At 71.0% G+C, this 24,942-nt stretch carries 24 protein-coding genes; 7 read left to right on the top strand and 17 right to left on the bottom strand.

Features of this window, described 5'->3' with window-relative positions:
• Positions 1–6 precede the first annotated feature (6 nt).
• Genes HC362_RS13300 through HC362_RS13310 form a run of 3 tightly spaced genes read right to left on the bottom strand, consistent with a single transcriptional unit; the run spans position 7 to position 2,718 of the window.
• Positions 7–657 (bottom strand): response regulator transcription factor, encoded by a 651-nt coding sequence (locus tag HC362_RS13300; protein WP_243084133.1) that lies wholly within the window; start codon positions 655–657, stop codon positions 7–9.
• Positions 621–1,895, bottom strand: coding sequence for a sensor histidine kinase (locus HC362_RS13305; RefSeq protein ID WP_243084134.1), 1,275 nt, complete (start codon positions 1,893–1,895; stop codon positions 621–623). The genes HC362_RS13300 and HC362_RS13305 overlap by 37 nt, the downstream gene beginning before the upstream one ends.
• Positions 1,885–2,718 (bottom strand): CPBP family intramembrane glutamic endopeptidase, encoded by an 834-nt coding sequence (locus HC362_RS13310; protein ID WP_243084135.1) that lies wholly within the window; start codon positions 2,716–2,718, stop codon positions 1,885–1,887. The genes HC362_RS13305 and HC362_RS13310 overlap by 11 nt, the downstream gene beginning before the upstream one ends.
• A 221-nt stretch (positions 2,719–2,939) precedes the next feature.
• Here HC362_RS13310 and HC362_RS13315 point away from each other — a divergent pair, with 221 nt between their 5' ends.
• Positions 2,940–3,968: a TetR/AcrR family transcriptional regulator gene (locus tag HC362_RS13315; protein ID WP_243084136.1), complete on the top strand. Its 1,029-nt coding sequence runs from the start codon at positions 2,940–2,942 to the stop codon at positions 3,966–3,968.
• Between the two features lie 104 nt (positions 3,969–4,072).
• The gene (locus HC362_RS13320) at positions 4,073–4,963 is read left to right on the top strand and encodes a 3-keto-5-aminohexanoate cleavage protein (RefSeq protein ID WP_243084137.1); all 891 of its coding nucleotides are present in this window, start codon (positions 4,073–4,075) and stop codon (positions 4,961–4,963) included.
• 280 nt (positions 4,964–5,243) lie between these two features.
• Here HC362_RS13320 and HC362_RS13325 read toward each other — a convergent pair whose 3' ends face one another.
• The gene (locus HC362_RS13325) at positions 5,244–6,203 is read right to left on the bottom strand and encodes an IS481 family transposase (RefSeq protein WP_243084138.1); all 960 of its coding nucleotides are present in this window, start codon (positions 6,201–6,203) and stop codon (positions 5,244–5,246) included.
• A 474-nt stretch (positions 6,204–6,677) separates the two neighbouring features.
• Here HC362_RS13325 and HC362_RS13330 point away from each other — a divergent pair, with 474 nt between their 5' ends.
• The 3 genes from HC362_RS13330 to HC362_RS13340 all read left to right on the top strand — a co-directional run bounded on the left by HC362_RS13330 (position 6,678) and on the right by HC362_RS13340 (position 9,277).
• On the top strand, positions 6,678–7,637 hold the full coding sequence (locus HC362_RS13330) for a 3-hydroxyacyl-CoA dehydrogenase NAD-binding domain-containing protein (RefSeq protein WP_243084139.1): 960 nt from the start codon (positions 6,678–6,680) through the stop codon (positions 7,635–7,637).
• Positions 7,634–8,077, top strand: coding sequence for a thioesterase family protein (locus tag HC362_RS13335; RefSeq protein WP_243084140.1), 444 nt, complete (start codon positions 7,634–7,636; stop codon positions 8,075–8,077). The genes HC362_RS13330 and HC362_RS13335 overlap by 4 nt, the downstream gene beginning before the upstream one ends.
• A 324-nt stretch (positions 8,078–8,401) precedes the next feature.
• Positions 8,402–9,277, top strand: coding sequence for a TauD/TfdA family dioxygenase (locus tag HC362_RS13340; protein WP_243088542.1), 876 nt, complete (start codon positions 8,402–8,404; stop codon positions 9,275–9,277).
• A 108-nt stretch (positions 9,278–9,385) separates the two neighbouring features.
• On the opposite strand, the gene HC362_RS13345 is transcribed toward HC362_RS13340, so the two are convergent.
• The 10 genes from HC362_RS13345 to HC362_RS13390 form a co-directional block, all read right to left on the bottom strand.
• Positions 9,386–10,375 carry a zinc-binding dehydrogenase gene (locus tag HC362_RS13345; RefSeq protein WP_243084141.1) on the bottom strand — a complete coding sequence of 330 codons (990 nt, stop codon included), beginning with the start codon at positions 10,373–10,375 and terminating at the stop codon, positions 9,386–9,388.
• Between the two features lie 104 nt (positions 10,376–10,479).
• Positions 10,480–11,454: a hypothetical protein gene (locus HC362_RS13350; protein ID WP_243084142.1), complete on the bottom strand. Its 975-nt coding sequence runs from the start codon at positions 11,452–11,454 to the stop codon at positions 10,480–10,482.
• Between the two features lie 115 nt (positions 11,455–11,569).
• Complete coding sequence (locus HC362_RS13355) at positions 11,570–13,444, bottom strand: AMP-dependent synthetase/ligase (RefSeq protein ID WP_243084143.1); 1,875 nt, start codon at positions 13,442–13,444, stop codon at positions 11,570–11,572.
• Between the two features lie 190 nt (positions 13,445–13,634).
• The gene (locus HC362_RS13360) at positions 13,635–14,369 is read right to left on the bottom strand and encodes a TetR/AcrR family transcriptional regulator (protein ID WP_243088544.1); all 735 of its coding nucleotides are present in this window, start codon (positions 14,367–14,369) and stop codon (positions 13,635–13,637) included.
• A gap of 184 nt (positions 14,370–14,553) precedes the next feature.
• Positions 14,554–15,936: a dicarboxylate/amino acid:cation symporter gene (locus tag HC362_RS13365; RefSeq protein WP_243088545.1), complete on the bottom strand. Its 1,383-nt coding sequence runs from the start codon at positions 15,934–15,936 to the stop codon at positions 14,554–14,556.
• A gap of 366 nt (positions 15,937–16,302) precedes the next feature.
• Positions 16,303–16,662: a DUF4229 domain-containing protein gene (locus HC362_RS13370; RefSeq protein ID WP_243084144.1), complete on the bottom strand. Its 360-nt coding sequence runs from the start codon at positions 16,660–16,662 to the stop codon at positions 16,303–16,305.
• A gap of 65 nt (positions 16,663–16,727) precedes the next feature.
• On the bottom strand, positions 16,728–17,450 hold the full coding sequence (locus HC362_RS13375; RefSeq protein ID WP_243084145.1) for a UdgX family uracil-DNA binding protein: 723 nt from the start codon (positions 17,448–17,450) through the stop codon (positions 16,728–16,730).
• A gap of 50 nt (positions 17,451–17,500) precedes the next feature.
• Positions 17,501–18,325, bottom strand: a complete 825-nt coding sequence (locus tag HC362_RS13380) for a hypothetical protein (protein ID WP_243084146.1) — start codon at positions 18,323–18,325, stop codon at positions 17,501–17,503.
• A gap of 98 nt (positions 18,326–18,423) precedes the next feature.
• On the bottom strand, positions 18,424–18,876 hold the full coding sequence (locus HC362_RS13385; protein WP_243084147.1) for an Lrp/AsnC family transcriptional regulator: 453 nt from the start codon (positions 18,874–18,876) through the stop codon (positions 18,424–18,426).
• A 42-nt stretch (positions 18,877–18,918) separates the two neighbouring features.
• On the bottom strand, positions 18,919–19,647 hold the full coding sequence (locus tag HC362_RS13390; protein ID WP_243088546.1) for a UbiX family flavin prenyltransferase: 729 nt from the start codon (positions 19,645–19,647) through the stop codon (positions 18,919–18,921).
• A 115-nt stretch (positions 19,648–19,762) separates the two neighbouring features.
• Here HC362_RS13390 and HC362_RS13395 point away from each other — a divergent pair, with 115 nt between their 5' ends.
• Together HC362_RS13395 and HC362_RS13400 are read left to right on the top strand one after the other, a co-directional pair.
• Positions 19,763–20,920, top strand: coding sequence for a hypothetical protein (locus tag HC362_RS13395; protein ID WP_243084148.1), 1,158 nt, complete (start codon positions 19,763–19,765; stop codon positions 20,918–20,920).
• 111 nt (positions 20,921–21,031) lie between these two features.
• Positions 21,032–21,637: a rhomboid family intramembrane serine protease gene (locus HC362_RS13400; protein ID WP_243084149.1), complete on the top strand. Its 606-nt coding sequence runs from the start codon at positions 21,032–21,034 to the stop codon at positions 21,635–21,637.
• Positions 21,638–21,665: 28 nt separating this feature from the next.
• Here HC362_RS13400 and HC362_RS13405 read toward each other — a convergent pair whose 3' ends face one another.
• The 3 genes from HC362_RS13405 to HC362_RS13415 form a co-directional block, all read right to left on the bottom strand.
• The gene (locus tag HC362_RS13405; RefSeq protein WP_243084150.1) at positions 21,666–22,247 is read right to left on the bottom strand and encodes a Uma2 family endonuclease; all 582 of its coding nucleotides are present in this window, start codon (positions 22,245–22,247) and stop codon (positions 21,666–21,668) included.
• A gap of 48 nt (positions 22,248–22,295) precedes the next feature.
• Positions 22,296–23,216, bottom strand: a complete 921-nt coding sequence (mqnP, locus tag HC362_RS13410; protein ID WP_243084151.1) for a menaquinone biosynthesis prenyltransferase MqnP — start codon at positions 23,214–23,216, stop codon at positions 22,296–22,298.
• Between the two features lie 201 nt (positions 23,217–23,417).
• Positions 23,418–24,869 (bottom strand): menaquinone biosynthesis decarboxylase, encoded by a 1,452-nt coding sequence (locus HC362_RS13415; protein WP_243084152.1) that lies wholly within the window; start codon positions 24,867–24,869, stop codon positions 23,418–23,420.
• Positions 24,870–24,942 lie beyond the last annotated feature (73 nt).

A 24,942-nucleotide genomic window follows, 5' to 3' on the forward strand; every position in this document is an offset into this window, starting at 1 on the left:
CCGGCCTCAGCGCTTGAGATAGGCCAGCACAGCAAGCACTCTGCGGTTGGCGTCCGCCGACGGGCTGATCCCCAGCTTGGCGAAAATGCTCGCGACATGCTTGGCGACCGCACTCTCGCTCAGGTACAGACAGCTCGCGACGGAGGAGTTCGACCGGCCTTCGGCCATCAGTTCCAGCACATCGCGTTCACGGGGCGTGAGGGAGCCGATCGTGCCGCGGGCCTCCCCACGGGAGAGCAGCCGTGAGACGACCTGCGGGTCCATCACCGTCCCTCCGGCGGCGACCCGCCGGACCGCGTCGAGGAACTGCTCGGTGTGTGTGATCCGGTCCTTGAGCAGATAGCCGACGGCCCCGTCGCCTCCGGCGAGCAGTTCGTTGGCGTACAGGGTCTCGACGTACTGGGAGAGGACGAGAACGGGCAGACCGGGTCGTCGGCGGCGGGCTTCGAGTGCGGCCTGGAGCCCCTCGTCGGAGTAGGTCGGCGGGAGCCGGACATCCACGACGGCGAGGTCGGGTGCCTCCTCGTCTTCTTCCAGCAGTGCGCGCAGCAGCGACGGGCCGTTGTCCACCGCGACGACCTCGTCGCCGTGCTCCCGCAGTGTGCGGGTCAGCCCGTCCCTCAGCAGGAAGAGGTCTTCGGCGAGGACGACACGCACGGAATCTCCATCGTCAGAGTGGTGGGCCCGCCCTGCGGGCTGTGCAGGGCGAGGGTGCCGTCGAAGGCGTCCAACCGCTCCCGTACGCCGCTGAGTCCGGTACCGCCCGACGGGTCGGCACCGCCTCGGCCGTCGTCGGTGACGGTGGCACGCAGCAGACCGGCCTCGTAGCTCAGGCCGACGCGTACCTCGCGGGCGGCGGAGTGCTTCGCGGCGTTCGCCAGCGCCTCGCTCACCGCGAAGTAGGCGGCGGACTCGACCGGCGCCGGGAAGCGGCCCGGCAGCCGGGCCTCGACGTGGACGTCGAGGAAACTGTCGAGCGCCAGCGCGCGGACGGCATCACCCAGGCCCCGGTCGGCGAGGACGGGCGGATGGATGCCGTGGACCAACGACCGCAGATCCGCCAGTGCCTGCTCGGAGGTGGTGCGGACATCCAGCAACAGCTCGCGCGCTGCGCGCGGGTCCGTCTCCAGCAGCCGCGTCGCCCGGTCCACCGTCATCCCGAGCGCGACCAGCCGGGCCTGGGCCCCGTCGTGCAGGTCCCGCTCGATGCGGCGGAGTTCGGCGGCCAGGGTGTCCAGCGCCCGGGCGCGGGTGTCGGCGAGATGCTCGACCCGCCGGGCGAGCCGGGCGCCGCGCGAGGCGGAGAGCAGCGGACGTCCCAACCGGGCGTGCAGCCGCAGTGTGGCGGGGGCGATGACCAGCCCGGCGACCATGAGGGCCAGGCCGAGTGCGAGCGCGGCCAGCATGGTCGGTGTGCTGTGCACCGGGACGAACGCGTACCAGTTGCCGTCGCCGAGGAGCCGCCAGACGAACGGCTGCACCAGTACGCCGAACGCTCCGTACTCGACCAGCGCGAGGGGCGCTGCGACCACGAGCCCGCCCGCGACCGGCTCCAGCCAGGCCCACGTCAGGTCGCGCCAGAACCCCTCGTCGCCGAGGACAGCCGTCGAGCGGGCGCGGGCGTTCCGGTGCCGGTCGCCGTGCAGCGGCTCAGGACTGCTGACCGGCGTACCCGTCCACCTGGCAGCACGGGCTCGCGAGCGGTCGGACAGCGCACGCAGCCAGCGTGCGGCCCGCGGCAGCAGCCAGAAGCCGACCCCCACGGGCAACAGCAGCAGGGCGAGGACCACCAGCGAGCCGGTCGCCGACACCGCGAGGGCATGCAGGCTCGCCACCTGGCACCGGCCCAAGGCCACACAGGCGCGGGAGACGGGCGCGCGCGACTTATCGAACATCTCTCATGGTCGAGGGCAGCCTAGTCGGCGCGGGCGTGGACGACTGCGCCGCACTGCCCCGGTCCGGACCTGCCGCCCGGACCCACCACACCGCCGCCACCAGGCACGACGAGCCGAAGAGCACCATGGGGAGCACCGCACCGGACTCCTCGTCCATGGCCAGCAGCATGCCGAGGTTGATCAGGGCGTGGAAGCCTCCCGCCAGCAGCAGCCTGGAGCCGCCCGCACCGTCGAGAGCCCAACCCAGCACCACCGACATGGATACGGCCGCCAGCAGGAACGAGGCCGCGTACAACGGGTGCTGTGCGAAGACCTGCACATGCCAGACACCCCACACCACGCCTACCACCATCGAGGCGCCCAGCCGGCCGAACCGGGTGCGCAGCAGGGGCTGCAGCAGGCAGCGCCATCCGATCTCCTCTCCACACGCCCCGATCAACTGCGCCACCGCGACCAGTACGAACGGGGCGGCAGGGCGCATCAGCCGGACCTCCCCGGTGACCGCCGCGTACCCGGCGGCGGCAACGATGGTGATCAGCGGCGCCGTGACGAGCAGCAGTGCCCCACGCACCCGGACCGACCGGCCCCCGGCGAACAGTTCACGCACCCGTCCGGGCCACAGCAGCGCGACGATTCCCACGCCGAGAGCGGGGCCGAACTGTGTCAGCTGAACGACTTCGGCGGGTATCCGGGTCACGGGCTGCACGGCGCCCAGCGCGCCGGCCGCCAGAAACGCGACGGCGAGGTACAGCACCGTCATCTTGATCTCAACAGGTCTCCTTCGCATGGCGCCGACGATGCCGCGCCGCCGGGTGGCCGCCATTGCACCTGGCTGTCGGACAGGGGTGTACCTAGGTACACCCCTGCCGTGATCGCGTCGGACGATGCACATCGGACGGTGTCGCGACGGATGAGCGTTGCACTACTGACTGACGCATCAGTCAAGCAGCGCAACAGATTGATTCCTACGCTCTCAACTGGGGGAATGAAAAGCAGCCGAACAACGTCATTGCGATAATCTCAACAGAGTCGTACGGTGGCGCCATGCAGCACACAGCAGGCGGCCACGGGGCGGTCGGCCGCACCCCCGGCAGCCACGCGGCGAGTGACAGGCTTCAGGACAGCGCCGGTGAGATCGCCGAGCGCGTGCGCAAGGTCGTCGAGGCCACCGGATGCAGCCAGCGGGAGTTCGCCCGACGCGTCGTGATGGACCCCTCGAAACTCTCCCGCTCCCTCAGCGGTACGCGCCGCTTCACCGTCGCCGAGCTGGCCCGGATCGCCGACGCCGGCGAGGTGGACGCAGGCTGGCTGCTCGGCTCTGGTGGTGCGGAACCGACCACCCCCGCTGCCGCTGTGCACAGCTCGTCCACCACCGGGGCGGACTCCACCGGGACGGACTCCACCGGGGCTGAAGGGCCGAATGCCGCCGCACCGTCACCCGCACCCCGGACGCCCGTACTCCCCTCAGCGGGGCGTCCGTTGCAGATCGTGCGGGAGACGGTGCGGTTGATCGCGGAACACGGCTTCCACGCCGTACGGGTCGCGGACATCGCGGCCGCCTGCGACACCAGTACAGCCGCCATCCACTACCACTTCCCCGGCCGGGCCGAGCTGCTGGAGGCAGCCGTGCGCTGGTGCATGGACGAGGACACCGCCAGCCGTGCGGCGCGGATCGCCGAGGCCGGTGCGGACGAGGACGCCGCGGCCGAACTCCGGGAACTCCTCGCCCTGCAGACGCCGCGGACCGAACAGCAGCGGCGGCAGTGGCTGGTGTGGCTCGACCTGTGGGCCGAGGCGGCACGCTCGACCGCCATCGGTCGCCTGCACGTCGACTACTACCGGCAGTGGCGAACCACCGTCGCCGACGTCATCCGGCGCGGTATCGCCCAGGGCGTCTTCCGCGCGGTGGACCCCGAGTTCAGCGCGCTGCGGCTGACCGCGCTCATCGACGGGCTGGCCTCCCAGGTGCTGGCCGGCGCCGCCGGAGCGGAGGACGGCACCGGCCCCGACGACATGTACGCGGCGCTGCTCGCTCATATGCGTACCGAGTTGTTGCCGACGAACGTGGGCTGAGCGACCGCCCGGCCCTTCCCCTGTCGTTTCCTCGCCCCTGACGAGCCCCTTTCCGCCGCCGGCCCCCGGTCGGCACCCTCCCCTTCCCTACCGGAGGTATCGCCATGTCCATGACCGAGAATGTGATCATCACCTGCGCCCTCACCGGCGCCGGTGACACCGTCGGGCGCAGCCCGCATGTGCCTGTGACGCCCGAGCAGATAGCCGTCTCGGCAGTCGAGGCCGCTCAGGCCGGTGCGGCTGTTGTGCACATCCACGTACGGGACCCGGAGACCGGTGCGCCCTCGCGGGACCGGAAGCTGTACCGCGAGGTCGTGGAGCGGATCAAGGAGACGGGCACCGACGTCGTCATCAACCTGACCGCCGGCATGGGCGGTGACCTGGTGCTCGACGCCGACCAGCCGTTGGAGAAGGGCGCGCTGGACGGCACGGATCTGGTGGGCGGACTCGACCGGTTGCCGCACGTCGAGGACCTGCTGCCCGACATCTGCACCCTGGACTGCGGGTCGCTCAACTTCGGCGACCAGCTGTATGTCTCCACCACGGAGATGCTGCGGAAGGGGGCCCGGCGCATTCAGGAGCTCGGCGTCAAGCCGGAGCTGGAGATCTTCGACACCGGGCAGCTGTGGTTCGCCAAGCAGTTGCTGGACGAGGGGCTGCTGGACGAGCCGACCCTCTTCCAGCTGTGCATGGGCATCCCGTGGGGGGCTCCGGCGGACCCGGGGGTGTTGCAGTCGATGGTCAACTTCCTGCCGCCTGGCGCGCAGTGGGCCTCTTTCGCGCTGGGACGGATGCAGATGCCGTGGGTGGCGCAGTCGATTCTGCTCGGGGGGAATGTGCGGGTGGGGCTGGAGGACAACCTGTATCTGAGTCGGGGGGTGAAGGCGACGAACGGGCAGCTTGTGGAACGCGCCGTGCGTATCACCGAGGCCCTTGGGGCCTCGGTGGCTTCTCCCGATGAAGCCCGCACCCGCCTGGGCCTCCGGCCCCGGTAACCCCCTCTCTTGCGGGGTGGCCCCGCTTGCTTGTGGACGCACGCCCCGTTTGTGTCCCGGCTTACGCCGACAGGTCGTGTCGGGGGGCGAACCCCTCACGGGGTGGCCCGCCGCGTTGTGGACGCACGCCCCGTTTGTGTCCCGGCTTACGCCGACAGGTCGTGTCGGGGGGCGAGTCCCTCACGGGGTGGCCCGCCGCGTTGTGGACGCACGCCCCGTTTGTGTCCCGGCTCGCCGCCGAGTGGTCGTGTTGGGGGGCTCCGCCCCCCAACGCCCCCCGCTAGGTGTGTTGTTCGGGGAGGTTGGTGACGCGGCTGGCGGGGGTTTGGCCTTTGATGCCGGTGTGGGGTCGGTGGTGGTTGTACCAGTCGAGCCAGCCGGGAAACGCTGCTTGTCGTTCGGTTTCTGAGGTGTAGGGCCGCTGGTAGGCCCATTCTTCGAGCAGGGTGCGGTGGAAGCGTTCGACTTTGCCGTTGGTCTGGGGGCGCCAGGGGCGGGTGTAGCGGGGGCGGATGCCCAGGTCGTGGCAGGTGGTCTTCCAGGTTTTCTGGGTGTAGGCCCAGGCGTTGTCGGTCAGGACCCGTTCGATGGTGATGCCGTGGCGTGCGAACCAGGCGGTGGCCCGTCGGAGGAAGGCGGCGCAGGTGGGGGCCTTCTCATCGGGCAGGTTCTCGGTGTAGGCGAGGCGGGAGTGGTCGTCCAGGGCGGTGTGGAGGCAGGCGTATCCCTTTCCGTGGCGGCGGTCCTTGTTCGGGCTGTCGGCCCGGCCGTGGACCTTGTGGCCGCCGCCGTCGGGGATACGGCCGAGTTTCTTGACATCGATATGGACGAGTTCGCCGGGGCGGGAGCGTTCGTAGCGGCGGACGGGCTCGCCGGTGGCCCGGTCCAGGGCGGCCAGGGGAGGCATGCCGCAGCGGGCCAGGATGCGGTGGCAGGTGGAGGCGGCCGGCCCGGTGCGGGCGGCCAGGCGCAGGGGCCCGATACGGTGCTCGCGGCGCATGCGCACCACCTGCGCTTCTGTGGCGGGCGGGGTCTGTCCAGGGCAGTGACGCGGACGGCTGGAGCGGTCGTACAAGCCGGCCTCTCCCCGCTGCCGGTAGCGGGAAGCCCACCGGGCAGCGGTGGTGTGACTGACCTGGAAACGTTCGGCAGCCTGGCGCAGCGGCCAGCCCTCCTCCACGACACAGCGAGCCAGACGCAGACGGCCGGTCGGGGTCAGCGGGGCATTACGGTGGATCACGAGGGCCTCCTGCACTCGGCGGTAGATGTCGCAATCCACACCGAGCCAGAAGGCCCTCACCCCGTTCAAGGACCACCCACAGCGTGTCACCTGTCACCAACCTCCCCGAACAACACAGCTAGGTGGGCTTCGCCCCCCCTAGAACCCCCCTGCCGCCCGGTGCCTCTCCATTGCCTTTCAAGCCCACCCTCATTGGTGCGGGTCCTTGGACCGGCCGGTGACGACCCTGCGGGAGTCACCGGCCGGACCAAGGGCCTCAGTCATAAGCCGGGACAAGGGAACGTGAACCGGGGTGCCCTTTTGCGGAAGGGGGCTCCTAGGGGGGCGAAGCCCCCGTAGCGGGGGGCCGTTGGGGGGCGGAGCCCCCCAACGCCCGTCCGGCGAGGACCCGGGGGTTTGGGGGCGGAGCCCCCATAAACGACAGACGGTCAGAGGGCCGGGCCCTCAGCCAATGAAAGCGATCAAGGAGGAGATATGGAACTCCCTCACGATGAGGTGCGGCGCGTCACATGTGTGGGCGCCGGAGTCATAGGCGGCGGCTGGGTCGCCCATTTCCTGGCCCGCGGTTACGACGTAACCGCGTGGGACCCAGCCCCCGACGCCCCCGAAAAACTGCGCCGCCTGGTGGACGCCGCATGGCCGGCGCTCACCCAACTGGGACTGGCGGAAGGAGCCGCAAAGGAGCGGCTCACCATCGCGGCGACTCTCGAAGAGGCCTGCGCGGAGGCGCAGTTCGTACAAGAGAGCGCACCCGAGAAGCTGGAACTGAAAAGGCAGCTGCTGGCGCAGCTGGACGCGGCGACGCCGAAGGACGTCGTCATCGCCTCATCGACGTCCGGGTATCCGATGACGGACATGCAGACCGAGGCGGCGAACCCCGAGCGGCTGCTCGTAGGGCACCCCTTCAATCCGCCGTATCTGATCCCTCTCGTGGAAGTGGCCGGAGGCAACCGGACCGCGCAGCGAGCCGTGGAGTGGGCGTCGCGGTTCTACGAGGTGGCGGGCAAGTCGGTGATCACGATGAACCAGGAGCTGCCGGGGTTCATCGCCAACCGGCTGCAAGAGGCCCTGTGGCGTGAGGCCCTGCACATGGTGGCCAACGGTGAGGCCACCGTGAAGGAGATCGACGACTCGATCACCGAGGGGCCGGGGCTGCGGTGGGCGTTCATGGGCCCGTGTCTGACGTTCGCGCTGGCGGGCGGCGAAGGGGGCATGGCCCATATGCTCGACCACTTCGGGCCGTCGCTGAAGTCGCCGTGGACGCGCCTGGAGGCGCCCGAGCTGGACGCGGCGCTGCGGGACGCGATGGTGGCGGGCTGCGAGGAGGCCGCGGAGGGCCGCACCATCGCCGAACTGGTCGCCGAGCGGGACCAGGGGGTCATCGATGTGCTGAGGGCGACCGGCCGGCTGCCCGGCGGGAGGGCCGGAGAATGACGCGGCTGCCACCATTCGAGCAGACGGTGCGGCCGGAGTGGATCGACTACAACGGCCATATGAGCGAAGCGTTCTACGTGCTGGTCTTCGGCCACGCGACGGACGCGATGATGGACAAGGTGGGGCTGGGGCCGGTCTACCGGGAGCGCACGAGCTGCTCGCTGTACACGGTCGAGGCGCATGTGCGGTATCTGAAGGAGGTGGCGGAAGGCGCGTCGCTCGCGGTGCGTACGCGGGTTCTCGGTGTTGCCGGGAAGAAGCTCCGGTTCGTCCACGAGATGCGTGTCGGGGAACGGCTGGTCGCCACCACTGAGCTGTTCGCGCTGCATGTGGGCGCCGAGGGCAGTGTCCCGTTCCCCGAGGAGGTGGCCGAACGGCTGGCGGCGCTCGTCGAGGAGGCGCCCCGGTGGGCGGGGCGGGCCATCGCGCCGGTGGGCTGACCTGGGCGATGTTGACGATTCAGCCGGCTGATCCCACAATGAGCGGCATGGTCGCGCACTCCACTTCTCCGCTCGGACGCCATGGCGTCCCGTGGCGGCGTGGGTGCGAGCGATCCGGTCTCTAGGTGCGATTCCGGCTCCCGGAGGGAGCCATGGAGCCGCCGCGCGGTCGCGCGGCTGGTGCGTTGTCCACCGTTGACCGGATCCGCTGGAGGATTTTCCGTGAGCGTCATCACCACCTCTGAGACCACCCCTGAGTCCAACCCTGAGGCCGCCCCCGAGACGGCTGCCACCCTGCGGGACGCCCGCGTTCCGGAGGGCGGTCTGTACGAAGGCGTGCGCATTCTGCGGCCGTTCCCCGAGAACTGGGAGCAGCGGCCCTACGAGCTGATCGAGGTCGTGCCGCAGACCCGCGTCATCGGCGCGGAGATCCGGGGTGCCGATCTGTCCGAGCCGCTGAGCCCCGCGCTGCGCGAGGAGCTGAACCGGGCGCTGCTGGAGTGGAAGGTGCTCTTCTTCCGGGGGGCGAACCTCACGCCCGAGCAGCAGGCCGCTTTCGCGCGGAACTGGGGCGAGCTGGAGACCAATCCGCTGCTGGCGCGCGGCTCCAGCGACGAGATCGTCCGCTTCGAGAAGGACGCCTCGACCAAGCCGACGTACGAGAACGTGTGGCACACCGATGTCACCTTCCGCGAGCGCCCCGCCATGGGCGCGGTGCTCCAGCTGCGGGAGGTCCCGCCGCTGGGCGGGCACACCATGTGGGCCGACATGGCAGCCGCGTACGACAATCTGCCGCCGGAGGTCCGGGAGCGGATCGACGGGGCGAAGGCGGTGCACGACTTCATCCCCGGTTTCGCGCGGTTCACCCCGGCCCAGCGGCTGGCCGAACTCCAGGAGCAGTTCCCGCCGGTGGAGCACCCGGTGGTGCGCACGCACCCGGAGTCGGGCCGGAAGATGCTGTTCGTGAACACCTCGTTCACCACCCACATCGTGGGGATGGAGCGCGAGGAGAGCGACCGGCTGCTGGCCGAGCTGGTCCGCCAGGCGCATGTGCCCGAGTACCAGGTGCGGTTCGCCTGGCAGCCCGGTGACATCGCGTTCTGGGACAACCGTGCCACCCAGCACTACGCCCTGTTCGACTACGCGCCGCACCGGCGGGTGGCCGAGCGGGTCGCGATCGTCGGCGACCGGCCCTTCTGAGGGTTCGGCCGTCGGCCACCAGCCGCTTCGTCCGCCCCCTCTTCCCCCGGAGGGGGCGGGCGAAGCATTCCCCCTCGGCTGCCTGGCGCGGGGCTTCGCCGGGTGGCTTCACTCCACGCTCAGCAGGGTCTTGCCCAGCGTTTCGCGGGCCTCGATGGCGCTGTGTGCCTTGGCTGCGTCCGCCAGTGGGAAGGTCTGGCCGATCACCGGACGCAGTCGGCCCGCCGCCGCCTCGAACAGGGCGCGGTCCAGCAGCGGTTTGGCCTCGGCCGGGGTGAGCTGGACCTGTTCGATGCCGGCCAGCGTGACCTCGCGGGCCGCCGCTGCCGCCGGGTCGAGTTCCGCGAAGCCGCCGGAGGGTGCGCCGTGTGCGGAGAACCGTCCTCCGCGCGCTGTCAGTTCGAAGGCGGCGCGGCCGATGGCGCCGCCCGCACCGTCGAAGACGACGTGGACGCCGGGTTCGCCGACGGTCTCGCGTACCCGGTCGGTCCAGCCGGGCAGCGCGTAGTCGACGACCGCGTCGGCGCCCAGTTCCCGCTGGGCGAGGGCGAGTTTCCGCTCTCCCCGGGCCGCGGCGACGACCCGGGCTCCGGCGGCCTTGGCCAGCTGGACCAGCAGCGCGCCGAGTCCGCCCGCCGCCGCCAGGACGAGCACCCAGGCGCCGGGGCGCAGATTGCCGCTGCCGACGGCGTTGTCGAAGAGCCGTACGGCGGTGGGTCCGTCGTGCACCAGCGCGGTCGCCGTGGGCAGATCGACCCCCTGGGGCAGGACGCTGACCGTCTCGATCTCGGCGAGCGCGCGCTGTGCGTACGCGCCCTGCGCGGGCGAGGCGGTCTTGGTGACGACCTGCCTGCCCTGCCAGGCGGCGCCGACGTCCGGGCCCAGCCGGTCGATCCGGCCGCCGACCGCGCCGCCGGGGACGTAGGGCAGTTCGGGTGGGAAGAAGGCGCCGTCGCGCCGGATCTGGGTCTCGAGGAAGATCACGTCGGCGTAGGCCACCTCGACGACGGCCTGCCCGGGGCCGGGTACGGGGTCGGGGAGGTCGGCCACCTCCAGGACGTCGGGCTCGCCGAACTGCCGGACCTGGATTCCACGCATCTCAACCACTCTCCTCGTGCCGACGCCCCGGTGACGTCGGCCGGATGGAGAGCAGTCTTCAACTTGAACGAAGGTTCAAGTCAATCCGCGCCGGTGCGCGCCGGTCAGCCGACGGGCGACCGCACCTCTTCACGGATGCGGTCGACGCGCTCCGCCCACGCCTGGAGGTCCACGCTCTTGGGGTCGACCGAGTAGGTGTCGGCGCTGTCCTTGGCGACATAGGCGGCGGTGCCCGGGTCGCTCCAGGCGCAGACCGGGATCGTCAGCTTGCGGCCGGCCTGGTTCTTGACCAGCACCTCGCAGGTCAGCGGGTCGCTGCCGGAGGGGATGATGTCCCGGCGCTTGACGGCCACGTCCATGGCCGGGCCCGACTCCATCCCGTTCATCATCTGGTTCTTGGACAGCTCGGGGTTGCCGTAGTCCTCGCCGGTGGCCGCGCCGTAGAGCAGGCGGGAGGTGTCGGAGGAGTTGGAGTAGGAGCCCAGGTGCGCGGTCTCGCCGGGCTGGGTGGGCTTGATCGAGTCGCTGAGATCCTTACGGAGCCGGTAGCGGCCGTTCTCCAGCGTCTTGGGGAAGCTCAGCTTGTAGGTGGTCCGCGACTCGCTGGGGCTCGGCGTCGGCTCCTCCTCGCTCGCGGAAGGCTCGGCCGAGGGCGACTCGGACTCCTGGGAGGCCGCCTTGTTGTCGGCGGAGTCCTTCTTGTCGTCGTCACCGCCCGAGAGCACCACCAGCGTTCCCGCGACCGCTATCGCGACCACCAGCACGGCCGCCACCACGATGCCGACCACCTTGTTGCCGCGGTTCGGCGGCGGGGGCGGCGGGCTGCCGTACGGACCGGGAAAGCCGGACTGCCCGAAGCCGCCGCCGGACCCGCCCGGTGCACCCGGGCCACCGGGGGCTCCGGGGCCGGGGCCGGGGCCGGGGCCGCCGGGAGGCTGGGCGAAGCCGCCGCCGGGAGGCTGGGCGAAGCCGCCGCTCTGCGGCTGCCCGTAGCCGCCGCCCTGCGGCGGCGGGCCGAAGCCACCGCCGCCCGGGGGCTGGACAGGGGGCTGGTTCGGTGGCTGCGGGGGTGTCGTCATCCCGTGTTCCCTCCCGGCGAGGGAGATCCGCGCGCCCCTCCCCCGACCGTGCTCTATCTGGCGCTTATGTCACGGTACCGCCGTTTGGCCAAAGGATGACTCTCGGGATACCCGCTCAGCGCACGTAGAGCTTGTCGATCTCCGCGGCGAAGTCCCGCACTATCGCGGCGCGCCGCAGCTTCATCGACGGCGTGAGATGTCCGTCCTCCTCGGTGAAGTCGCGCTGGAGCACGGCGAACCTGCGGATCGACTCGGCCCGCGACACCAGCGAGTTGGCCTCGTCCACGGCCTGCTGGAGGTTGCGCAGCAGGTCCCCGTCGACGACCAGCTCGGCCATGCTCAGATGCTCCTTCTTGTGCATCCGCCGCCAGTGCGCGATCCCATCCGGCTCCAGCGTCACCAGCGCCGAGACGAACGGCCGGTTGTCGCCGATCACCAGGCACTGGCTGACCAGCGGATGCGCGCGCAGCCAGTCCTCCAACGGGGCCGGCGCCAGGTTCTTGCCCGCGGAGGTGATGATGACGTCCTTCTTGCGCCCGGTGATGCTCAGATACCCCTCCGAGTCGAGCGCGCCCAGGTCCCCGGTGGGCATCCAGCCCTCCGCGTCGCGGTGCGGGATCACGCTCTCGCTGCGCGCTTCCCAGTAGCCGGCGAAGACGTGGTCGCCCTTGATGAGCACCTCGCCGTCGTCCGCGATCCGCACGGCCGTCCCCGGCACCGGCCAGCCCACCGTGCCCAGCCGCGGCTTGAGGGGCGGGGTCGCGGTGGTCGCCGCGGTCGTCTCGGTGAGGCCGTAGCCCTCGTAGACGGTGACACCGGCGCCCTCGAAGAACGCCGCGAGCCGGTGCCCCAGCGGGGAGCCGCCGCAGATGACGTAGCGGCAGCGGCCGCCCAGTACGGCCCTGATGCGCCGGTAGATCAGCGAGTCGTACAGCCCGCGCGCGGCCCGCAGCCCGAAACCCGGGCCGCGGCCGAAGCCGTGCTCCTGCGCCTCGACGGCCTCCCCGTACCGCTGTGCGATGCGGGCACCCCGGTCGAACGACGAGGCGCGGCCCATCTGCTCGGCCGTGGCCCGGCCGGTGTTGTAGATCTTCTCCAGGATGTAGGGGATGCCCAGCAGGAACGTCGGCGCGAACGCTTCCAGATCGGGGAGGAGGTCATCGGTCTTGACGCTCGGCGCGTGCCCGAGGCGTACCCGGGCGCGCAGACAGCCGATGGCCACCATCCGGCCGAAGACATGCGACAGCGGCAGGAACAGCAGCGTCGCCGCCGGCTCGGAGTACCGCGCTTTGAAGACCGGGTGGAGCAGCTCGATGGCGTTGTCCACCTCGGCGAAGAAGTTGCCGTGCGTCAGCACACATCCCTTGGGACGGCCGGTGGTGCCCGAGGTGTAGATGAGCGTCGCGATATGCCCCGGACTCAGCCGGCCCCGGCGCTCGGTGACCAGCGCGTCCGGTATCTCCCGGCCTGCGTCCACCACATGGCCCACGGCTCCCGAGGAGAACTGCCACAGGTGCTCCAGCGCGGGCAGGTTGCCGCGCTCGGCGCTGAGCAGCCGGGTCTGCTCGACGTCCTCGACGAAGCAGGCCCGGGCCCGCGAGTCCTGCAGAATGTGCCGGGCCTGCGAAGCGGAAGAGGTGGGGTAGACGGGCACCGTGATCAGTCCGGCCGCCCAGGCTGCGAAGTCCGTGAGCGTCCACTCGTAGACCGTCCGGGCCATGATGGCCACCCGGTCGCCCGGCCGCAGGCCCAGCGCGATCAGTCCCTTGGCCATGGCCTGGACCTCGGCGGCGAAGTCACGGGACGTCATGTCCCACCAGGCGCCGTCCCGCCCCTTGCGGCTGATGGCCGGCTCGTCGGGAGCCTCGGCAGCGTTGGTGAAGGGGATGTCGGCGAGGGACCCGCTGGTCACCCTCGGCGCCAGGGGCGGTACGGAGACCTCGCGTACCCTGCCGTCCTCCACCTTCTTGTGCGGCTCGACCAGTTGCATGGTGACGGCTCCTTCATCACACGTGCGGAGAGCCCCGTCCTCAACCGACTCCTGAACGCGACGGTAACCTTCGTCACAGTAACCTTACTGCGAGGTAAAGCTACGGGAGCCGGAGCGGTTTGGGGAATGGCCGGTCGCCACCTTCATCGGACGCACACACAAGCCGCCCGCCACCTCGCCGAGCGCGACCTCAGCCGCCGGGCCGGCCCCGGGCAGGAGCAGGCACGTGCCCCCGGGCAGGACCAGGCGCGGGGGCAGGAGCAGGAGCAGGACCAGGCGTCCACCGGGCGCCCTTCATCAGATTCTCCAGCCCCGCCCAGCAGAAGTTCATCAGCGTCGCCGCCGTCTCCTTCGCCGAGGGCGGCGCGGCGGACCCGGCGGCTTCGTCCGCGAAGGAGTGCTCGGGGGTACGGGAGTTGGCCCACTCGGCGAGCGACTCGGCCGCACCGACCAGCGCGTGCGCCAGCCCGGAGACCTCCCGCTCGGCCAGCTCGCTGGGGCAGCCGGCGTCCTTCGCCGCCTGCCCGAGCAGCGCGGTCACGATCGCGACCACCTCGACCCGCATCGCGGCGACCTCGCGCGCGAACGGCTCCCCCTGGGTACGGGCGCGGTAGAGCACCGCCACACCGTCCGGGCGGGCCGCGGTGTGCGCGAAGAACGCCGTGAGGCCGCGCCACAGTTGCTGATCGGCTGTCAGCGCCCGCACCCTGGTGCCCTGCCGAACGGCGGCCACCAGCGCCCCCACCTCACGCCGGACACAGGCCATGAACAGGTCTTCCTTGGACTTGAGATACAGGTAGACCAGCGGTTTGGAGACGCCCGCCGCCTCGGCTATGTCGTCCATGGAGGCGGCCTGGTACCCGTGCCGCGCGAACGCCGCGACCGCGGCGTCCAGCATCTGGCGCTCCCTCACCTCGCGCGGCATGCGCTTCTGCCCCACGCGCTTCCATCCCTTCACCCCGTCTGCCCCGTACCCCCGGCCGACCCGGCGGCGCCGTTCCGTGCGGCGCGCCGATCCCCCTCAACTCCGGCCCCGCGCAAGCCTACGCGCCCCCGGCCGGGTGACCGGGGGCGCGCGAGATGATGCGGGACGGAGGGAAAACTTCCCGTCAGCTTGCCGTGACCGGTTCCCGCCCGGCCGCCTTGCGGGGTTCGGCCGGGGTGTCGTCGGCCTCCTCGACGGAGAAGCTGCGTGCGGTGGCGAACGCCTCGCGGTCCAGGATCTTCTCCTTGGCCGAGACGAGGACCGGGATCACCGCCTGGCCCGCCACGTTGGTGGCCGTACGCATCATGTCCAGGATCGGGTCGATGGCCAGCAGCAGACCGACGCCCTCCAGCGGGAGGCCCAGGGTGGAGAGGGTGAGCGTCAGCATCACGGTGGCGCCGGTGAGGCCCGCGGTGGCGGCCGAACCGATGACCGAGACGAAGACGATCAGCAGGTACTCCTTGACGCCCATGTCGACGTGGAAGAACTCACCCACGAAGATCGCCGCGATCGCCGGGTAGATGGAGGCGCAGCCGTCCATCTTCGTCGTCGAGCCGAACGGCACGGCGAAGGACGCGTACTCCTTGGGCACCCCGAGGCGCTCGACCACCTTCTGGGTCAGCGGCATGGTGCCGACCGAGGAGCGGGAGACGAAGGCGAGCTGGATGGCGGGCCAGGCGCCCTTGAAGAACTGGACCGGGTTGACCTTGGCGACCGTGCCGAGCAGCAGCGGGTAGACGCCGAAGAGGACCAGCGCGCAGCCGATGTAGATGTCGGCGGTGAAGGTCGCGTAGCTGCCGATCAGGTCCCAGCCGTAGTCCTTGATGGCGGTGCCGATCAGGCCGATGGTGCCGATCGGGGCCAGCCGGATGATCCACCACAGCGCCTTCTGGAGCAGCGCCAGCGCCGACTCGCCCAGGTTGAGGATCGGCTCGGCCTTCGCGCCCAGCTTCAGCGCCGCGATACCGACGACGACCGCCATGAAGACGATCTGGAGCACCTTCAGTTCGGTGAACGGCGTGATGATGTCGGTCGGGATGATCCCGGTGAGGAAGTCCAGCCACGAGCCGGTGGTTTCCGGCTTGGCGGCGTCCTCGGCCGACAGCCCCGTTCCGGAGCCCGGGTTGGTGAGCAGGCCGATGAACAGCCCGATCGCCACCGCGATCAGCGAGGTCGCCATGAACCACAGCAGGGTGCGGGTGGCGAGCCGCGCCGCGTTGTGCACGTTGCGCAGGTTGGTGATCGAGATGGTGATCGCGAAGAACACCAGCGGCGCGACGGCGAGCTTCAGCAGCTGGACGAAGATCTCGCCGATCTTGGTGAGGGTCGTGCCCAGCCAGGCCACGTCCCAGTTGCGCGCGGCCCAGCCGAGGACCACGCCGAGTACGAGGCCGAGCAGGATCTGCGCCCAGAACGGCACCTTGGGTATGCGGGACCGCTTTTCGGGCGTATCGGGTGTGGCGGTATCGGCGGCGGGGACCGACGAGGACGACGAAGACACGGACAGACTCCGGGGGCGTCAGAAAGCGGACTGTGGGGAAGAGCGTCGCGAGCAGGAGATCGCGGGGCGAAGGGTCGCGCCGGAGGGTGGTCCGGCCGCGCTGTCAGCGACAGCTCGCCGACATGCAGCGGCAGAGATCGACATGCAGCCGCGCCACGAGCGCCGGGCCGGGGCGGCCCCGGTGCGCGTCGGAAGTGGTGGCTGCGTTCGTCATGGCCGTCACGCTAACACTCCGTCTTTGGCTTACCCAAAGCTCTCCTTTGGGTGACAGTTACGGAAAAGCTCAACGCCCCACCGGGAAAAGCTCATTCCCGATGGGGCGTCGACGACGGTGTGAGGAGGGTTACATCACCCCCGGTGTGCGCGGCGCGCTCAGGCAGACCCGGTCCTCGGTTCGGCCTTCGGCTGCGGCGGTTCGGCCTTCCGCTGCGGCTGCGGGTCCTGGACCTCGTCCTCCTGGGTCTGGTTCGCCGCCAGCCGCTCCTTGGCCCGGCCCACGCCGCCCGCGATCTGCTCCGCCATGGCGGCCCGCTGCTTGCGCAGCAGCACATAGCTGAGGGGCGCCGAGAGGATCAGCGCCAGCAGCACCACCCAGATGGGGTTCGACTTGCCGACTCCGGCGGGAACGATGCCGAAGTGCGTCAGCAGCCCGACGACGACGAGGCAGCCGACGAAGATGCCAAGTCGCATGGTGGTGTAGCGGAGCGTCGCGTGCGAAGTGCTGCTGCTCACGTGGGTCTCCATGCTTTTGGGCGTTTCGCGGTTCCTCACCAGTCAAGCACAGCCCCAGAAGTGATCTACGCGCGCCCCGAAGGCTCCAGCACCCGCGCAGCGATCCGCAGATCGGCGAGGAACCCGCCGTAGACCTCGTCCTGGTCGTCCGCCCGCAAGATCGCCGAGGGATGAATGGTGGGCACGACCAGCTCGGTCCGCCCGTGCACCTCACGCTCCGTGCAGGAGCCCCGCTCCTTGGTGACCCGGAACGAGGAGCCGAACAGCGCCTTGCCCGCCGTCGCGCCGAGGACGACCAGCACCTCGGGCTCCGTCAGCGCCAGCTCGGCCTCGAGCCACGGCCCGCAGGCCGTCATCTCGCGCAGCGTCGGCGGCTTGTGGATACGCCGCTTCCCGCGCCCTTCCTCGTGCGCCCACTTGAAGTGCTTGACGGCGTTGGTGACATACGTCTGCGCCGGGTCGATGCCCGCCTCGTCCAGCGCCCGGTCCAGCATCCGGCCCGCCGGACCGACGAAGGGCGCGCCCTTCCGGTCCTCCTGGTCGCCGGGCTGTTCCCCGACGAGGAAGACCCGGGCGTGCGCGTCACCGGTGCCGAAGACGGTCTGCGTCGCGTTCTCGTGCAACGGACAGCCCCGGCACCCGGCCGCCGCCTCCCGCAGGGCCCGCAGCCCCGCGTTTCCGCTACGGCGCCGACCGGACTCGGGGAGGAACGGCGTCGCGTCGTACGCGTCCTCGGGCCGCTCGCCGCCGGTGGCCTTCGCTCCGGCTGCGGCCTTCTTCGCTGCCATAAGGCTCGCGGTACCCCCGAGAGCGGGGGTTGTCACGGCCCCGGCTCGCGCTACACCCGCATGGGCTGGGGGGTCTCGCGACGCTGCGGGTCCGGGCCCTCGTGGCTGCGCACCGCGCTGTAGTGCGCGTCGCGCTCGACGGGCCGGAATCCGGCGTCACGGATCGCGACCAGCAGGTCCTCGCGGGTGAGCGCGTCGGCGTCCTGCCCAGCGGCGCTCTCGTCGTCCACGACGCGGCCGGTCAGCTCGTCGGCCCCGTGCTGGAGCGCGAGCTGCGCGGTCTGCTCGGTGTGCAGCGCCCAGTCGGCCGCCAGGTGCGGCACGTTGTCCAGCAGCAGCCGGGCGACGGCGAACGCCTTGAGCACCTCGGCGCCGGTCGCGCCGCGCGGCCCGTCCTGGAGCAGCGGTACGGCGACGTGGAACCCGCCGACCTCGTCCTGCAGTTCGCGCAGCCGCAGTACACGCTCGACCAGCGCGGCCGGGTCGACGGGGGCGTCGGCACCGCCGTAGGGCAGGGCGTACGCCGTCAGCGCGACGCCCTCCGGCAGGGCCTCGCGCAGCGCGCGCACCGCGCCCGCGAGAGCGCCGGCCTCCGCCTCGGTGCCGGTGCCGGTGCCGGTGCCGGTGACCAGCCGCAGCTCGGTGACGCCGTCGGCCGCCCACCGGGGGGCGAGCGCCACCGCCTGGTCGAGGTCCGTCACATCCTGCGGCAGGTGGGCGGCGAAGTAGGCGACGTCGCCGCTGTGCCGGCTGCGCACCTCGTGTGCGAGGCCGCCGAGCCAGGCCAGGTCGTCGCAGCCGTACAGGTCGATGCCGTCCTCACGGGTCAGCCGCTCACCGGAGCGGACCTTCCGCTCGATGTCCGCCGCGTCCATTCCTCGCGCCACCTGCCTGCCTCGGTCCGTCTTCCGCGCCGCCGTCTTCCGTCTTGATCCGCGCGCCCGACCGACCCTACGCCAGGCCCGCAGCGGCCCTACTCCTCGGGCAGTTCCCCGACCCGGTTCTCCCACTTGGTCGACAGCACGATCGTCGTCCGCGTCCGTGAGACGCCCTTGGTGCCCGAGAGCCGGCGGATGGTGCGCTCCAGGCCGTCCACATCACCGGCGCGCACCTTGAGCATGTACGAGTCGTCACCGGCGATGAACCAGCAGTCCTCGACCTCCTGGAGGTCGCGCAGCCGGGTGGCCACCTCCTCGTGGTCGGTCGCGTCCGAGAGCTGGATGCCGATCAGCGCCGTCACCCCCAGGCCGAGGGACGGGGCATCGACGGTCGCGCGGTATCCGGTGATCACCCCGGCGGCCTCCAGCCGGTTGATCCGGTCGGTGACGCTGGGGCCCGACAGGCCCACCAGCCGCCCCAGTTCGGCATAGGAGGCTCTGCCGTTCTCCCGCAGCGCCTGGATGAGCTGCCTGTCCACCGCGTCCATGGATGCCGCTGCCTCCTGTATGTAGAAGTCCGGAGAACGAATCTAAGGCATCGGCCCGGTGCCACCCCGACCAGTTCCCCCCGCCCCCCGGCCGGTTCCCCCCGCCCCCCGGCCGGTTTCCCCCGCCCCCCGCCCGAGTTCTCCTTCCCACCGCCGGTAGAGCTTGTGCGGCACCCCTGCCGCGTCCAGCGCCCGCCCCGCCACGAAGTCCACCAGGTCCTGGATGTGCCGGGCGCCCGCGTAGAAGGCTGGTGACGCCGGCAGCACCACGGCGCCCGCCTCGTCCAGGGTCACCAGGTGGCGCAGCGTCTGGCCGCCCAGCGGGGTCTCCCGCAGGGCGACGACGAGCGGGCGGCGCTCCTTGAGCGTCACGCTCGCGGCGCGCTGCAGCAGGTCCTTCGAGAGCCCCAGCGCCACCCCGGCCACACACGCCGTACTGGCCGGGACGATCAGCATGCCCTTGACCGGATAGGAGCCGGAGGACGGCCCCGCCGCCAGGTCGCCCGGGGACCAGTGGCGCACCCGGGCCGGATCGGTGTCGAACGCGTCCGGACTGCCGTCGGCACCGCGGGCCAGCCAGCGGCGCAGGTCCTCCTCCGCGTGGGCGTCGCGGAAGGGGTGGCCGGTCTCGTCCAGGATCGTCAGCCGCGACGCGCGACTCACGACCAGGTCGATGTCCTCGCCCGCCTCCAGGAGCGCCCGGATGACCGCCGCAGCGTAGGGCGTCCCCGAAGCGCCGGAGACCCCGACGACCCAGGGGACGCGTGCCATGTCACTCACACCACCGACCCTACGTGCCACCCTCGGAAGCGACCGCGGGCCGCGCCCACTCCATGCGTTCGTACGCGATGCGTTCGTACGCGCGAGGACGCGTACGCTCTGGGGCATGCGTGTCCTGAGCCCGAGCCACACCACAGCGGCAGCAACATGCGCGGCGGTACTGGCCGTCGCCGTCACCGGCTGCTCCATGGCCGAGAAGGTGACCACCGGGCTCAAGGTGAAGCACGCCTTCGAGAAGCTGGGCGAGCAGCCCTCGGCTTCCGTACTGGTCTCGGTGGACGGCGACAGGGCCGAGGCCGAGAAGTTCCTGCGCGCTGCGGGTGCCGGGGACAACGCCTCGACCCGGCAGGCCGCCCGGCTCCTCACCCGGGGCGAACTCACCTTCGCCGTCGGCTCGGACCGCGAGGAGACCCCGCTCAAGGAGCTGAGCCGCTCCGAGCGCCTCCGGTTCGCCGCGGCCGTCAACTTCGGCGGCAGGGACGTGCTGGCCGCCAAGTCGGTGGAGGAGAAGCTCTACGTCCGGATGAACCTGCGCTCCCTCGTCGCCCAGACGGGCGGCTCCGAGGCCGAGCGGCACCGCGCCCGCCGCATCGTCTCCGTCGCCAAGGACCTGCCCGCCTCGCTGGGTTCGGCCAGGGACGCGCTCAACGGCAAGTGGGTGGAGATCGACCCGGAGGCGTTCGACGACTTCGCGCGCGCCGCCCGGGAGATCACGGCGGAGGAGAAGAAGGACGAGCGGAAGAACGGGTACGGACGGCACCGCAAGACCGGCTCCGAGGAGGGCGACGAGGCCAGCAAGCGCCTCAGCCGTGCGACGGCCGCGGGCCGCGCGCTGAACGGCGAGTCCGAGCGGGAGTTCCTGGAGGGCCTGGAGAAGACCCTCGGCGAGCACGCCCGGTTCCGTAAGGCGGGCGAGTACGGCGGCGCCGAGCACGTGACGGTCTCCATGCCGGCGCGGCGCGCGGCGCCCGACCTGTCCGAGGCCCTGGAGGCGCTGGGCGCCCGGCTCGACCCCGCGAAGGTGCCCGACAAGACCGTCAGCGCCGACCTGCAGATCCGGCGCGGCCAGCTCACCGGGCTCACCGTCGACCTCGGGCAGTTCCTCAGCGGCGAGCAGGCCGGGAAGGTGCACCTCCCGCTGCGGATGGACTTCGGCGGCGGCGGCGCGGTCTCCGTCCAGGCACCCGACGGGGTGCGCGAGCTCAAGCCGCAGGATCTGCTGGCCGCCGTGATGTACGGCGCACTGGGCACGGGCGGCATCTGAGGCCATTCTGGAAAACTGGAAAGGGCACGGGAACCGTCGGCGTACCGTGCGCCGTTGTAGAGCGTGACGAGGCATGTCCTGCGGGGGACGCTCCTCGCGAGGGAGGCGGGTATGGCGAAGGGCTCGGGCGGCTCGGGCGGTGTCAAGGCGATGGCGGCCGGAAAGCTGATCGTCGGCTGGGTGGCGCTGCTGTGGGTCCTGGAGGCCGTGGACCAGGCCTCGGGCAACGCGCTGGACACCTTCGGCATACAGCCACGCCGTGTGGACGAACTGGTGGATGTGATCCCCAGCGCCTTCATGCACTTCGGCTTCGAGCACCTGATAGCCAACACGCTGCCGCTGCTGATCCTCGGCTTCCTGGCGGCCCTGCGCGGGGTGGGGCGCTTCCTCGCCGTCGCCGCGATCATCGTCGCGGTCAGCGGCCTCGGCGTCTGGCTGATCGCCCCGGAGAACAGCAACACCGCGGGCGCCTCCGGGCTGATCTTCGGCCTCTTCGGCTATCTGCTGGCCCGCGGCTTCGTCGACCGCCGCATCACCGACGTGGCGCTCGGCACGGTCGTCGCCGTCTTCTACGGCTCCATCCTGTGGGGCGTCCTGCCCACCGACTCCGGCGTCTCCTGGCAGGGCCACCTCTTCGGCCTGATAGGCGGCGTCCTGGCCGCGCGCCTCACCGCCGAACCCCGCGCCCTGAACGAGGGCAAGCCGGCCTGGCACTGACCCCTCCGGGGTTCGACCGGTCGGGGCCTCAGCGGTCCGGGCTCTGGACGCGCGTCTCCCGGTCGACGGGCAGCTCGTCCGTCTCGATCCGCACCTCGCCGATCTCCATGGCGAGCTCGACGGGCTTGCCGTACGGGATCACGTCCCGGCCCCGGTAGCCGTCCGGCCCGGGGTGCCACATCATCGTGCACTCGGCGCGGTAGGGGTCGAAGATCAAGTAGTGCGCGATCCCACGCTGCGCGTACAGCTTGTCCTTGACGACATAGTCGTGACGGACGCTGCTGGGCGAGACGACCTCGACGGCCAACTCGATCAGGTCGGGCGAGTAGGCGCTGAGGTTGCGGTCGGCCTCGGCGCGGGGGGCGACGGCGATGTCGGGGCAGAGCTCGTCGGCGTCGGTGAAGGGGAACGTGACGTCGGACATGCATGACCACTCCGGCCCGAGCCACGCCACGAGGCCGTTCTCAACCGACCAGATCGTCGCGCGGTGAAACGGCTGGAGCGGAACGAGCACGATGTTGCCACCCACGATCTCCGCGCGGCAGCCCGGGAACTGATCCTCCAAACGGCTGAGCCGGGAGCGCAGGCGTCCTGTCTCCGCAGTGGTCACGAGGCCCGCTCCTTCACATGCGTGCTCGGCGCAACGCCGGCAGGCTACTCAGATTCCCAGGCCGCGCACCGCCAGATCGAGCAGGGCGCACACGAACAGGGCAATTCCGATGAAGCTGTTGACCTGGAAGAAGGCGCGGTTGAGGCGGGAGAGGTCGTGGGGCCTGACGATGGTGTGCTCGTAGACGAAGGCGACCGCGACGATCAGCAGGCCGAGCCAGTAGAAGGCGCCCGCGTCGGTGAGGACGCCGAAGGCCACCAGCAGGGCGGTGGTGACCAGGTGGGCGGCGCGGGTGGCGTGGATGGCCGCTGCGGTGCCGAACCGGGCGGGTACGGACTTGACGCCGTTGGCGCGGTCGGCCGCCACGTCCTGGCAGGCGTAGATCAGGTCGAAGCCGCCGATCCAGACGCCCACGGCCAGCCCGAGGAGCACCGCATGCCACGACCAGGCGCCGGTGACCGCGATCCACGCGCCGGTGGGCCCGATCGCCTGGGCGAGCCCGAGGATGGCGTGCGGGTAGTTGGTGAAGCGCTTCCCGTACGGATAGACCACCATCGGGAGCACGGCGAGCGGCGCCAGGGCCAGGCAGAGCGGGTTGAGCAGCGCGGCGGCGCCCAGGAAGACCACGAGCGCCACGACGGCGCCGGTCCAGGCGGTACGGACGGACACCGCGCCGGTGACCAGCTCGCGCCCCGCCGTGCGGGGGTTGCGGGCGTCGATCTCCCGGTCGATGATCCGGTTGGCGGCCATCGCGAACGTCCGCATCCCCACCATGGCCACCGTCACCAGGAACAGCTGCCACCAGTGGATGCTGCTGCTGGCGCGGTACATCGCGGTGAGCGCGGCGATATAGGCGAACGGCAGTGCGAACACCGAGTGCTCGATCACGACGAGCCGGAGGAAGGCCCGTACGCGGCCGATGTCCGCGCCCGGACCGGGCCCGAGCACCCCTTCAGCAGCGCTGGTCACAGCAGCTCTCCGTTCGCTTCTCCGCCCGCGCGGCAGCCCGCGGGCATCGGCGTCATCTGCGGCCCGGCAGCCGCGCGTGCGACGCTCACAGCAGCTCTCCGTTCGCTTCTCCGCCCGCGCGGCAGCCCGCGGGCATCGGCGTCATCTGCGGCCCGGCAGCCGCGCGTGCTCCCCCAGCCTCCGGCCGGGGGTACCCCCAGCTCACAGCCCGTACTCCTTCCAGCGGCGGCTCACCAGATCGGCAACCCCGGGATCCGGCTCGATCATCTCCGGCCAGCCGCCGTCGCGCGTGTACCCCTCCTCGGGCAGCTTGCGCGTGGCGTCGATGCCCGCCTTGCCTCCCCAGAACTGCTGGTAGGAAGCGTGGTCGAGGTGGTCGACCGGGCCCTCGACCACGGACAGGTCGCGCGCGTAGTCCACATTGCCCAGCGCCCGCCAGGACACCTCGTGCAGATTCCGCACATCGCAGTCCTTGTCCACGATGACGATGAGCTTGGTCAGCGACATCATGTGCGCCCCCCAGATCGCGTGCATCACCTTCTGCGCGTGTTTGGGGTACCGCTTGTCGATGGAGACAATCGCGCAGTTGTGGAAGCCGCCCGACTCGGGCAGGTGGTAATCGACGATGTCCGGCACGATGACCTTCAGCAGCGGCAGGAAGAACCGCTCGGTGGCCCGCCCCAGCGGCCCGTCCTCGGTCGGCGGCCGGCCCACCACGATGGACTGGAGCAGCGGCCGCCTGCGCGTCGTCACACAGTCGATGGTCAGCGCGGGGAAGGGCTCCTGCGGCGTGTAGAAGCCGGTGTGGTCGCCGAACGGGCCCTCCGGCCGCATCTCGCCCGGCTCCAGCCAGCCCTCCAGCACGACCTCCGCCGCGGCGGGCACCTGCAGCGGGACCGTCTTGCAGTCGACCATCTCGACGCGCTTGCCCTGCAGGAAGCCGGCCAGCAGATACTCGTCGATGTCGGCGGGCAGCGGCGCCGTGGAGGCGTATGTGACCGCGGGCGGGCAGCCGAAGGCGATGGCGACGGGCAGCTTCTCGCCGCGCCGCGCCGCCACCTGGTAGTGGTTGCGGCTGTCCTTGTGGATCTGCCAGTGCATCCCGATCGTGCGGCGGTCGTGCCGCTGCAGCCGGTAGAGGCCCAGGTTCCGTACCCCGGTGTCGGGGTCCTTGGTGTGGGTGAGGCCCAGGTTGAAGAAGGAGCCGCCGTCCTGGGGCCAGGTGAACAGCGCGGGCAGCCGGTCCAGGTCCACCTCGTCACCTCGCAGGACGATCTCCTGCACCGGCGCGTCCTTGACCTTCTTCGGCGGGACGTGCGTCATCGCGCCGAGCTTCCCGAACGCCTCCCGGAAGCCGACGAAGCCCTGCGGCAGCTCGGGCTTGAGCAGGCCGCCGATCTTCTCGCTGATCTCGTCGTACGAGGAGAGACCGAGCGCCTTGAGGAGCCGGCGGTCGGTGCCGTAGACGTTCATGGCCAGCGGCATGTCCGAGCCCTTGACGTTCTCGAACAGCAGCGCGGGGCCGCCCGCCTTGTTCACCCGGTCGACGAGCTCCCCGACCTCCAGGTGCGGGTCGACCTCGGCCTTGACGCGCACGAGGTCACGGTCACGCTCCAGCGCCCGCAGGAGCGAGCGGAGATCGTCGTATGCCATACGCCTCAGTATCCTCCCTGATGTCCGCGGCCTGAGCGCCGGGGGTTTGGCCGGGGCCATTACCCTTGCCCTG

Origin of the sequence: Streptomyces sp. 891-h (assembly GCF_022760275.1) — a bacterium.
GTDB classification, from domain to species: domain Bacteria; phylum Actinomycetota; class Actinomycetes; order Streptomycetales; family Streptomycetaceae; genus Streptomyces; species Streptomyces spirodelae.